This window comes from Limnoglobus roseus (assembly GCF_008254045.1).
Taxonomy (GTDB): Bacteria; Planctomycetota; Planctomycetia; order Gemmatales; family Gemmataceae; genus Limnoglobus; species Limnoglobus roseus.
In genome coordinates this window covers 1187776-1200322 of sequence record NZ_CP042425.1, presented here as the reverse complement: position 1 = coordinate 1200322, position 12547 = coordinate 1187776, and the positions used below count along the sequence as shown (strand labels likewise).

The following is a 12547-nucleotide window of genomic DNA, read 5'->3' as shown; positions in this document are numbered from 1 at the left end:
TGCCACCGCCGGCCCGGGAGGAGATACTGAATGAGCGACACGTCCCCGCCGGATCGAACCGTTACCCAAACGGACCCGCCCGCGGACGTGCCCGTCGATCAGACGATGGTTCAATCCACCCCGCCGACGGCGAGCACCGCGCCGTTCATCGTTTCGGGAAGCCCCACCGGCCGGGCGGCGGGAGAATCGCGATCGGGCGACACCGTGCCCGGGTACGAGATCCTGGGAGAACTCGGCCGCGGCGGGATGGGCGTCGTGTACAAGGCCCGACAGGTCGGGCTGAACCGGGTCGTCGCCCTCAAGATGGTCCTGGCGGGCGGGTACGCCGACCGGCGGGAGTTCGCCCGGTTCCTGGCCGAGGCGGAAGCGGTGGCCTCGATCCGGCACCCGAACGTCGTCCAGGTGTATGAATTCAACGACGCCTTCGACCGCCCGTACCTCACGATGGAGTACCTCGACGGCGGGAGCCTATCCGCGGCCATCCGGCGGGCCGGGAAGTTCACCCCCGAGGCCGCCGCGGTCATGGTCGAGAAGATCGCCCGCGGGATTCAGGCGGCCCACGACCACGGGATCGTCCACCGGGACATCAAGCCGGGGAACGTCCTGTTCGACGAGGCCGGCGAGCCGAAGGTGACCGACTTCGGGTTGGCCAAGCAGGGCGGCCGGTCCGACCTGACCGACACCAACGCCGTGATGGGGACGCCGGCGTACATGGCGGCCGGGCAGACCAAGTTCGTTGGGCCGGCCGCCGACGTGTACGCGCTCGGCGTCATCCTGTACGAGTGCTTGACCGGGACCGTGCCGTTCAGCGGGGAAACCGCGATGTCGGTGGTCCTCCAGGTCGTGAAGGAAATCCCGGAGGCGGTCCGCAAGCGTGCCCCCGACGTTCCCCGCGACCTGGAGTTGATCTGCCTGAAGTGCCTGGAGAAAGACCCCCGTGGCCGCTACCCCACGGCCGCGGCCCTGGCCGACGACCTGCGGCGGTACGCGACCGGGGAGCCGGTTTCCGTCCGCCCGCCGTCGCTCGGGACGATGGTCCGGTTCTGGACCCGGCAGCACTTCGGGTCGGCCGGGTGGACCGTGGCCGGGGGCGTGTTGAGCGGGGCGGCCGGCGGGGCGAACGTGTTTCTCGACATGTTCGGGCGGAAGGTGCCCGAGGCCCGGGCCAAGTTCGAACGGCTGACCGGGGCCGCCCCAGACGGGGGCGGGGACAGCGTGTCGTTCATGTTCCTGAACGTGGCCGAGGGGCTTACGTCCTTGCTCGTCCCGGCGATCCTCCTTGCGACCGCCATCCTGGTCCGCCCGCGGAGCCGCTCGGCCGACCTCGCCGCCGGTGTACTCACCGGGTTAATCTCCGCCGTCACGTTCTTCACCGTCTCGTACGCCTGGTGGGGAACGTACTCGGTCGCCGTCCGCCCGGTCGTGGACGACATGGCCCTGCTCGCCGAACCGGACGCCGGCGCATTGGCCACGCACCCAGCGCTGGCCGGCCTGCCGGCCGATAAGCGGCGGGCGTTTCTGGCGGCGAAGATCCACAACGACTTGTTGATGCACCTCCCGTGGGCGATTGTCACCGGGATGGTCCTGGCAGTCACCTTGACCGTCCCGATCGCCGTGGGCCTGATCGCGACCGCCGGCGGGCTGCTGCGAACACGAGGGCTTCGGCCGATCATCCTCCCGCTCTTTCTGGAGATCGGCGTGCCGGTGGTGGTGTTCGCCATCCACGCCTTCTTGCTGCTCAACCGGGCGCTGTGGTACGGAATGAAGCCGCAGTACCCGCCGGCCTACGCCGGGCTTCTCGCGCTGACGGCGTTCGCGATCTGGGTGGCCGGGCGGGGCGGGCCGTGGTGGGCACGGGCGTTAGCGCAGATCGTCTGGATCGGGTACTTCGTGGTCAGCAAGTCCATGGTCCTTTACGAGTACGAATAAAAACCGCCGCTCCCTCACCTCCCTGTGGAGGTGAGGGAGCGGCGGTCGCCAACCCCTTTGCGGTGAAGCACTATCCGACCTGAATCCCGCCGACAAAGTCGAGGTTCTCGGCGGCGAACTCGTCGATCACCTGGCCGGTCCGCGGGTTCGTGAACCGGGCCATCGGGGTCGAACCCGTACCGGCCCCGGTGAAGACTTCGGTCTTACCGTCGCCGTCGAGGTCCACGGCCGCGACCGGCACGCCGCCGCGGTCGGTCGTGTTCCCGACGAAGTAGTTCGCCACCAGCGTCGCTTGACCGGCCATCAGGCCCGCACCCGAGAAGGCGATCACCCGCGGCGCGCCGCCGGGGCCGGCCCCCGCGATCACGTCGGCCTTGCCGTCGCCGTCCACGTCGCCCACCGTCAGGTAGACGCCGTTCCGCAAGGAACTCTCGAACGCGAACCAGTCGGCGACCAGGTGCGTCGGGGCTCCGGCGAGGAGCGACCGGCCGTCCCAGACCGCGACCCGCGGCCCGCCGCCCACGCCAGCCCCGACGACCACGTCCGGCGTGCCGTCGCCGTCGATGTCGGCGACGGCCGTTCGGGCACCGCCGCGGAAGCTCGAATCGTCGATGCCCATCAGGTCGGCCACCACGCGGGTCGGGTCGCCGCCGCCGAGGATTCGCACCCGCGGGCCGCCGCCGACGTCCGGCGAGATGACGAGATCGGCCTGACCGTCGCCGTCGAGGTCGGCGGCCGACACGTACAACCCGCCGGTGAAGGTGGATTCGAACGCGAGGAAGTCTTGCCGCACGGCTCCCGTTTGGCCGTCGTAGATGATGACCCGCGGCGCGCCACCGGGGCCGGCCGCCGTGATGATGTCCGGGATGCCGTCGCCGCTCACGTCGGCGGTGGCGACCCGCACCCCTCCGGGGTTACCGGGGAACGGTTCGAAGCGGAACCGTTCCTGGCCGTCGGTCAGGTCGAAGACGCGGACGAGGTTCCCGCCGACGCCCTCGGCTGTCGAGAGGAACTGCAACGGCCGGTTGGTGTTGATCGACCCGAGGGCGGTGAAGTTCGGCGTCGTCCGCACGTTGACCGTCGTCTGGGCCGCGGCGGCCGGCGTGCTGGCCAGGAAGTCCCGCTTGCTGATCTCCGTGGCCGGGGCCGGCGGCGGGGATAGCGGCGGCAGCGGCGCGACGGCCGACGGCCGGACCGGGTTCGTCTCGGCGAACTGGTAGTTCACCGCGGCGACGCCCGCCCCCAAGACGATCGAGTCGAGGTTGTCGGTAGACGCGAGTTGGCCGCCGGCCGAACCGATCGAGTTTTGCCCTTGATCCAGCCCCGCGGGCTGAAGCTCGGCGATGCGGTACGTCCCGGCCCGCAGCCCGGCGAACGTGTAGTTCCCGGCGGCGTCGGTGACGACGGTGATCGACACCGGGTTGCCGCGGTCGTCGGTGCCGGTGAGCGTCACCCGCACGTTAGCGATGCCCGGCTCGCCCGCGTTCTGCACGCCGTTGGCGTTGTCGTCGCGGTACACGGTCCCGGAAATCGACGACGGCCGGTTCTCGCCGAAGTTGTACCCGGTGCCGGTCGAGCCGACGCCGACCACGATGCCGCTGACGCGATCATCGGTGACGGTGCCGCCGAGCGTGCCGGCCGCCTCGCCACCGTCGGTGTACGCGGCCGGTTGCAGTTCGGTGATCGTGTACGTGCCGGGGAAGACGTTCGTGAACGTGTACTGCCCGTTCGCATCGGTCGTGGCTTCGTAGTACGCGAGGCCGGTGGCCGGATCGACGACCGGGCTGCCGAAGACGTTCGTCCCGGACAGGCGAACCGTCACCCCCGCGATGCCCGGCTCGCCCGCGTCGCGGACGCCGTTGCCGTTCAGGTCGGTGTAGACCGAGCCGCCGAGCGTTTGGCCGCGGCCGTCGTAGCCGAAGTCGGCCGTGTCGAACGGCAGGTTCGCCGGGATCGACAGGTCGGCCACGCTCGGCGTCGCAACCCCGTCCGGGTCGGCTGTCGGGTTTAACCCCGTGAGCGGCGGCGTCACCGTGATGCGGTACGGGTCGCTGGTTCCGAATACCGGCAGGCCGGGGAAAGCATAGAAGCCGGTCGCGTCGGTGGTCGTGCGGAAGGTCTGGTCGTCAGCCGTGCCGAGGACGCCGTCCGGCCCGGCCCACTGGAGGTTCACCGTGGCCCCCGGAACGCCCGGCTCCGTGGGGTCTTGTACGCCGTTGCCGTTCTGATCGACGAAGATACTGTCGCCGACGGTCGCGGCCCCCTTGTAGCCGAAGTCCACGTCGCTGCGCGATTGGCCAACGGTCAAGGTGACGTTCGCCGCTCCGTCGAGGGCCGGCGTGAAGTCATCGCGGTCGGCCGTCGGGGTGACGTTCGTCGGCAGCGATGCCGGGTCGATCGTCACGCGGAAGGAACCGGCCGGCAAGTTGGCGAGGGTGTACATCCCCGTCGAGCCGGTCACAGCCGTGGTGGTGATGTCGTCGGCCGTGCCGAAGATGCCGTCCTGGCCGAAGTACGTCAGCGTCAGGCCCACACCGGGCAACCCCGGCTCTTGAGCGGCCGACCCTTGCACGCCATCGCCGTTGGCGTCGATCCAGACACGGTCGCCGAGAACGCCCGTGCCCTTGTACCCGAAGTCGAGGTCCGTGCGGACGGGGCTGGCCGACAGGTTGAACGTCGTCGTGCCATCGGGCGTGCCGTCGAGATCACTCGCGTTCGCCACGCCGGCCGGCAGGTTCGCCGGGCTGACCGCGGCCGTGTACGCGATCGCCTTGCCACTCGGGTCGTTGACCGGCAGGTTGCCCATCTGGTAGAAGCCGTCGGCGTCGGTGACGGCGGAGAACGTCTCGACGCTGCCGTCGCCGTCCACGTCCCCGGTGAGGGTGACGGTGACGCCGGTGATGCCTTCACCCGGGTTCCACACGCCGTCGCCGTTCAGGTCCAAGAAGATGCGGTCGCCGATGCTGCCCGGTCCGCGGTAGCCGAAGTCGAGGTCGCTGCGCGTCGGATTGGCCGTCAGGGTCAGCGTCGTCGCGTTGTCCGGCGTGCCGTCCGGGTCAACCGCGTTCGTCAAGCCGGCCGAGAGCGAAGCGGGGTTCACGGTCACCGTGTAGGTGATTGCCTTCCCCGTGGGGTCGGTCACCGGCAGGCCGGCGAAGGTGTAGAACCCGTCGGCGTCGGTCACGACGGTGAACGTCTCCGATGTGCCATCGCCGTTCACGTCGCCGGTCAGCGTCACGGTCGCCCCGGCAAGGCCTTCGCCCTGGTTCCACGTGCCGTCGCCGTTCACGTCCAGGAAGATGCGGTCGCCGATCGCGCCGGGGCCGCGGTAGCCGAAATCCACATCAGTGCGAACTTGTGCCGCGGTGAGCGTGACGTTCGCGCTACCGTCGAGCGCGGGCGTGAAGGCTGGGGTGTCGTCCCGGTCGGCCGTCACCACGGCGCCGCCCGGCAGCGTTGCCGGATTCGCCGCGATGCGGAAGGAACCGGCCGGCAGGTTGGCGAAGCCGTAGGTGCCTGCCTGGTTCGTGGTCGTGGTGGTGGTGATGTCGTCGGTCGTGCCGAAGACGCCGTCTTGGCCGAAGTACGTCAGCGTCAGTCCGACGCCGGGCAGCCCCGGTTCGGAAGCCGCCGGTCCTTGCACGCCGTCGCCGTTGGCATCGATCCAGACGCGGTCGCCGAGAACGCCCGTGCCCTTGTACCCGAAGTCGAGGTCGGACCGCGTCGGGTTGGCCGACAGGTCGAACGTCGTCGTGTTGTCCGCGGTGCCGTCCGGGTCGATCGCGTTCGTCACGCCCGCCGGCAGGTTGGCCGGGCTGACCGTGACCATGTACGAAATCGCCTTCCCCGCCGCGTCGGTCACCGGCAGGCCGGGGAACTGATAGAACCCGTCGGCGTCGGTGACGGCGGTGAACGCCTCGGGCGTGCCGTCGCCGTTGAGATCACCCGTCAGTGAAACCGTGACGCCGGTGATGCCCTCGCCGGGATTCCACGCGCCGTCCCCGTTCAGGTCCAGGAAGATGCGATCGCCGATGCTGCCCGGGCCGCGGTACCCGAAGTCGGCGTCGGAACGGGTCTGTCCCGCCGTCAACACGACGTTCGCCGCCCCGTCGAGGGCCACCGGGAACGTCGGGCTATCGTCGCGGTCGGCCGTCGGAGTAACGCCGCCCGGCAGCGTCGCCGGGGTGACGGCCACGCGGAACGAGCCGGCGGGCAGGTTCGCGAAGCCGTAGGTGCCCGCCTGGTTCGTGGTCGTCGTGGTGGTGATGTCGTCGGCGGTGCCGAACACGCCGTCCTGGCCGAAGTACGTCAGCGTCAGGCCGACGCCCGGCAGCCCCGGCTCTTGAGCGGTCGTGCCCTGCACGCCGTCGCCGTTGGCGTCGACCCAGACGCGGTCGCCGAGGGTGCCCGTACCCTTGTACCCGAAGTCGAGGTCCGTGCGGGTCGGGTTGACCAACAGGTTGAAAGTCGTCGAGCCGTCCGCGACGGCATCGGGGTCAACGGAACTCGCGATCCCGGTCGGCAGGGCCGACGGGCTCACGGCCACCGTGTACGTAATCATCTTGCCGGCCGGGTTGTTCACCGGCAGGCCGGGGAACTGGTAGAAACCGTCGGCGTCGGTGACGGCGGTGAACGCCTCGGGCGTGCCGTCGCCGTTCAGGTCGCCGGTGAGGGTGACGGTGACGCCGGTGATGCCCTCGCCGGGATTCCACGCGCCGTCCCCGTTCAGGTCCAGGAAGATGCGGTCGCCGATGCTGCCCGGGCCGCGGTACCCGAAGTCGGCGTCGGAACGGGTCTGTCCCGCCGTCAACACGACGTTCGCCGACCCGTCGAGGGTCGCGGGGAACGCCGGCGCGTCGTCATGATCGGCTGTCACCACGGTGCCGCCAGGCAGGGTGGCCGGATTCACCGCGACCCGGAATTTGCCCGCCGGCAGGTTCGCGAAGCCGTAGGTGCCTGCCTGGTTCGTGGCCGAGGTGGTGGTGATGTCGTCGGCCGTGCCGAAGACGCCGTCCTGTCCGAAGTACGTCAGCGTCAGGCCGACGCCGGGCAAGCCCGGCTCGGAAGCCGCCGGCCCCTGCACGCCGTCGCCGTTGGCGTCGACCCACACGCGGTCGCCGAGCGTGCCCGTCCCCTTGTACCCGAAGTCGAGGTCCGTGCGGGTCGGGTTGACCAACAGGTTGAAAATCGTCGAGCCGTCCGCGATGGCGTCGGGGTCAACGGAACTCGCGATCCCGGTCGGCAAGGCCGACGGGTTCACGGCCACCGTGTACGTAATCATCTTGCCGGCCGGGTTGTTCACCGGCAGGTTGCCGATTTGGTAGAAGCCGTCGGCGTCGGTGACGGCCGAGAACGATTCGGCCACGCCGTCGCCGTCCACGTCGCCGGTGAGCGTGACGGTCACACCGGTGATTCCCTCGCCGGGGTTCCACACACCGTTGCCGTTCAAGTCGAGGAACACACGGTCGCCGATCGAACCCGAACCCTGATAGCCGAAGTCCTGAGTATTTGTGGTGGGATTGGCGGCGGTAAGGGTAATGTTCGCCTGGTTCGGCGTGCCGCCGTCCGGGTCGGCCGTGTTCGTCACGCCGCCCGGCAGGCCGGCGGTGCCGATCACGATCGTGTACGGCAAGCCGGCCGGCGGCGTGCGGAGGTTCGAGAACTGATAGAGGCCGTCGTTCGCCGTCACGACGGTGAGGGTGTCCTTGGTGCCGTCGCCGGTGAGGTCGCCGGTCAGCGTGACGGTCACGCCGTCGAGGCCTTCACCCGCGTCGTACTGGCCGTTGCCGTTCACGTCGAGGAAGACGCGGTCGCCGATCTGGCCGGGGCCGTTGAAGCCAAAGTCGATGTCGTTACGGCTGCCGGAGAGCGTCAGCGTGGCAAAGCCGAGCGTCTGGTTCGTGACGCCGGTCGGAAGGCCCGACGTGGCCACGGTGTACTTGCCCGCCGGGAGGTCGGTGATGCTGTAGTGGCCGTTCGAATCGGTCAAGGCCGTGAAGACTTGATCGTCGCCGCCGCCGGGGACGCCGTTCGCGCCGAGGTAGGTGAGGGTGACGGTGACGCCGGCGATGCCGGGTTCGCTCCCTTGTTGAGTGCCGTCGCCGCTCACGTCGAAGAAGACCGTGTCGCCGACGGTGATCGCCGTCGGGGTGAAGGTCACGCTGGCGTCGTCGTCCTCGTCCGGGAGCCGCGGGCCGTTGTTCGGCGTCGAGTCCGGGTCGAGTTCGTTGGACGCGATGACCTGGGCGTAGTTCGTGATCGACCCCGCCGACGCGACGTTGACGCGGGCGACGATGGTCAAGGTCGCGGAGCCGCCGCTGGCGATGGACGGAATGTCCCACACGCTGTCGCTGGCGGCCGGATTGTAACTGGCGTCGGACGACGAGACGAAGGTCAGGCCGGCCGGCAGGAGGTCTTGCACCTGGACGCCGGTCGCCGGGCTGGGGCCGCCGTTCATCACGACGAGCGTGAAGGTGACGGTCGTGCCGACGGCCGGCGTCGCGTTGTCCACGGTCTTCGTGAGACTCAAGTCCGCGACGGGCGTCGGCGTGAGGGCGACGGAGGCGTTGTCGTCCTGGTTCGTCGAGTTGTCGCCTGGCGTCGAGTCGCTGTCCTGCTCGGCGGTGGTGGCGACTTGCGCGTAGCTCGTGTAGTTGCCGGCCGCCAGGACCGTGGCCGTGATCTGAATGGTGGCCATGCCGTTGAGAGGAAGAGCGCCGACGGTCCAGATGCCGGTGGCGGGGTTGTAGTTCCCGCCGCTGTTGTCGCTGACGTACTGCACGCCGGTCGGCAGCAGGTCTTGCACGGTGACACTCGTCGCGGTCGAGGGACCGGCGTTCGACACCGTGACCGTGAACACCACGTTCGTGCCGACGTTCGCCGTGGGGTTGTTCACCGTGTTCGTCAGGCTCACGTCCACGACCGGCGTCGGCGTAACGGTCGCGCTGGCGTCGTCGTCCTCGTCGGGGGCTTGCTGTCCGTTGTTCGGCGTCGAGTCCGGGTCGAGTGTGCCGCTCGCGCTGACCTGGGCGTAGTTCGTGTAGTTGCCACTTGCCAGAACGGTGGCCGTGATCTGAAGGGTTCGGCTGCCGCCGTTGGCGATGCTCCCGATCGTCCAGACGCCGGTGCCCGAGTTGAAGGCCCCGGCGGAGTTGTCCGACACGTACTGAAGGCCGCTCGGCAGCAGGTCGCGGACCGCGACGCCGGTGGCCGTCGAGGGGCCGGCGTTGTTGACCGTGATCGTGAAGACGACGTTCGTGCCGATGGCCGCCGTGGCGTTGTTGACCGTCTTCGTCAGGCTCAGATCCGCAACGGGCGTGGGCGTGAGGGTCACGCTGTCGTCGTCGTCCTGGTTCGTCGAGTTGTCATTCGGCGTCGAGTCCGGGTCGGCCGCCGTGCTGGCCGTCACCTGGGCGTAGTTCGTGTAGTTGCCGCTCGCTAGGACCGTGGCCGTGATTTGCAGGGTCGCGGATCCGGTGCTGCCGAGGTTGCCGATGGTCCAGGTGCCGGTGACGGGGTTGTAGGTGCCGCCGCTGTTGTCGCCGACGTACTGCACGCCGGTCGGAAGCAGGTCTCCCACGGTGACGCCGGTCGCGGCCGACGGGCCGGTGTTGTTGACCGTGATGGTGAAGACGACGTTCGAACCGACGTTGGCCGTGGTGTTGTTGACCGTCTTAGTCAGGCTCAGGTCGGCGATCGGCGTTAACGTGTCGGTGTCGGTGGCCGAGTTATTGCCCGGCGTCGGGTCACCCAGATCGGCCGGCGGCGTGACCGTCACCGTGTTCGAGAGCGTGCCGGTCGCGGTGGAATCCACCGTCCCGGTCACGGTGAAGGTTGCCGTCCCGCCGACGGCGAGGTTGATCGTGGCGTTGATGCTGCCGTTGCCCGTCATCGGGCCGGACGAGCCGCCGCTGTAGGACGCGGTCCACGTTGCGCCAGTGAGCGAGGCCGGCAGCGTGTCCGTAACGGTCGCCCCGTTCGCGACGAGCGGGCCGGCGTTCGTCACGGTGATGGTGTACGTGACCGCCTGGCCGGGCACGGCCGTCGTGCGGCCGTCGGTCTTCGTCACTTGCAGGTCGGTCCGGTACTGGTAGCCGAAGTCGGCCGTGTCGAAGTTCGCCCCCGCCCCGAGCGTGACCGCCCGGGGGGCGGTGCCGCCGGTGATGGCGGCCCCGGTGAGCTTGTTCGCCGTGTCGGTCACGTCCACGATGTACTTGCCTTCGGACAGGTCGACGAAGCGGTAGAACCCGCCGCCGGCCGTGACCGCCGAGTCAACGACCGTGTCGCCGCCGTCGATCGACCCGTTGCCGTTCGCGTCGAGGACGAGATTGACGGTCACCCCGTCGATGCCGGGTTCGCCGGGGTCCTGGACGCCGTTGCCGTTGTTGTCACGGAAGACCGTGTCGCCGATCGTGCCGCGGACGGTGGCGTCGGCCACCGCCGGCAGGTTGAACACGTCGTAACTGAGGAGGCCGCTGTTCGAGACGGTCGTGGTGCCCGCGGGCAGGCCGCCGTTGACGACCACGTTGAAGGAAACCGTGATCGTCGCCCCGACCGCGATCGGCGTGACCGTGTAGCCACTGCCGTCGAGCGGGAAGGCGCTGCCCGTACCGTCGTCGGTGACCGCCGTCGGCCCGAACCCGTAGTTCGCGACGGTCGAGTTGGCGACGTACGTGACGAACGCGGTCGGCAGGGCGTCGGTCAGGAGGGCGCTGCTGATCGGGTCGGACCCGATGTTGCGGATGCGGAGCGTGTACCGGAGCACGTCGCCGGAATTGTAGTACCCGTCGTTGTTCACGTCGCCGCCGGGGGCGAAGTCGACGAATTTGTAGAACTCGGGCACGGCCAGGGCCGGGATCGTGGTGCCGGCGTCGAAGCCGGGCGCGCCCTGGAGGGCGGTCGGGCCTTCGCCCCAGGCCGTGCTGATCAGCGCCCCGTCGAGCGTGTACAGCCGCATGCCGGAGTTGTTGTTGTCCGGGTCCGCGACCCGTTGGGCCTGCAACCGGTTGAGGGTGTAGGCCACGTTGTAGTGGTTGCCCATCGGGTCGGTCAGCGGGCCGGTGGCGGGGTTGCCGTCGTAGTCGACGTACACCACCGAGGTCGTGGCCGCCCCGCTCAGCCGGGCGGCCGTCACCCAGATCGGGCTGGTGTTCGACGTCGGCGGGTCGTTGCTGTCGCCGACGCCGAGGCCGACGACGGCAATCTGCGACAGCGCGCTAATCGGTTGGAGGCTGAAGCCCCAGTCGTGGACGGTGCCGCCGGCGTCGTGCGCGCCCAGGGCGGCGAACTTCTTGTTGTTGGGGGTGAACAGCCGCGTGCCGGTGTCGCCCGGCACCACGAACCGGCCGGACGCGCCGGGGGCGAGGACGGCCACCGTGCCCGAGGCCGACTGCGTCTCGTACTGGACGGTGATGGTGTCCGTCGTGCTCGGGTTCTGGACGAACAGCCAAACCGGGTCGGCGTGCGACTTGCCCTGCGCGTCGGTCCCGCTCACCGTGCCGACCGGGGTGAAGTAGTCGCTGGCCAACTGGTTGTCGGAGAACAGGGCGTACGTCCGGGCGGCGTACATGGAGTTGATCGGGCCGGTGATCAGGTCAACCTGCACCGGCTTGCTGGCGCGGACTTTGGCCCCTTGCAAGATGTTGCTGGCCGAGACGAGGTTCTGCCCCTGATTGAGCGTCACCGCCTGTTCGTAGGTGCCGTCGTGGTTCGCGTCGATCTCGACGAGCGTGTTGTCCTGCGCCGCCATCACAAACAGCTGCGCGTAGTCGAACATGTTCGATGCGTTCGCCGTGTCGGTGCCGACCGGCGACGTGAAGGCCGTGTCGTAGTACCGCGTGTCCCGCGTCTCGACCGTCGCCCCGATCACGGAGCCGCCGGTGACCGGGAACTGGGCCCGGGAGATGGCGACCGTCTTGTCGGCCCCGACCCGGTCGGACCCGTCGAAGAACAAGTTGCCCGGCACCCGGGGCTTGGCCGGGATGTCGTTGCGGAGTTCGAGTACGGTCCCGGCGGGAAGGACGGCCGGGTCGTTGGCGAAGCCGGGGGCGATGCCGTTCGCGTCGTTGCCGTCGCCCCAGATTTGCGTACTCGCTTGCGTGGGGCTGGCGAGGTTCGTCTCGTACCCGTCTTCCCACTGGTCGTAGTAGATCGTCGTGCCGGTCTCGGTCGTCGTGATGGCCGTCAGGCTGGTCATGTCGCTACCCTGGCTGCCGGTGCCGAGGACTTCCAGGGCGGCGAGGGTCGGCTGTTCGGGCAACGGCAGGTAGAAGAACTGGATCGGGGCCGCCGGCTGAAGGCGGTCCTCCAACTGCGTCACCGCGATCGACGACGGGACGGCCTTTTGCGAAGTGCGGCGACGGGGAGACGCGCCGGCCACAAGTCGCTGGGCGTTAAGCTTGCGAAAGTCGATCATGGTGTTGGGGGTGCGGGAAAAGGAGATCGGGAATAAAGCCGTCGATCAAAAGTGACGGCGTTTGTACGTAGCTCAGGTCGCGAGGTGACAGCGACGGAAGTTGTCCGGAAATCCTACAAATTCTCGGCTTTATTGCCATTATTCGTCCGGCTACTGACTTTTCACCCGGTTCAATAGGAAGGCCGATCGCCGGGCGTTTGTCGA

At 69.0% G+C, this 12547-nt stretch carries 2 protein-coding genes; one reads left to right on the top strand and one right to left on the bottom strand.

Annotation, left to right across the window (positions count from 1 at the left end):
• Positions 1-30 precede the first annotated feature (30 nt).
• Positions 31-1929, top strand: a complete 1899-nt coding sequence (locus tag PX52LOC_RS04745; RefSeq protein ID WP_149109014.1) for a serine/threonine-protein kinase — start codon at positions 31-33, stop codon at positions 1927-1929.
• Between the two features lie 70 nt (positions 1930-1999).
• On the opposite strand, the gene PX52LOC_RS04740 is transcribed toward PX52LOC_RS04745, so the two are convergent.
• A complete protein-coding gene (locus PX52LOC_RS04740) occupies positions 2000-12343 on the bottom strand; it encodes a DUF11 domain-containing protein (RefSeq protein WP_149109013.1) in 10344 nt (3447 codons plus the stop codon).
• Positions 12344-12547 lie beyond the last annotated feature (204 nt).

Coding starts and splice junctions, on each gene's coding strand:
- PX52LOC_RS04740 (WP_149109013.1), bottom strand. CDS start 12,343: ATGATCGACTTTCGCAAGCTTAACGCCCAGCGACTTGTGGCCGGCGCG.
- PX52LOC_RS04745 (WP_149109014.1), top strand. CDS start 31: ATGAGCGACACGTCCCCGCCGGATCGAACCGTTACCCAAACGGACCCG.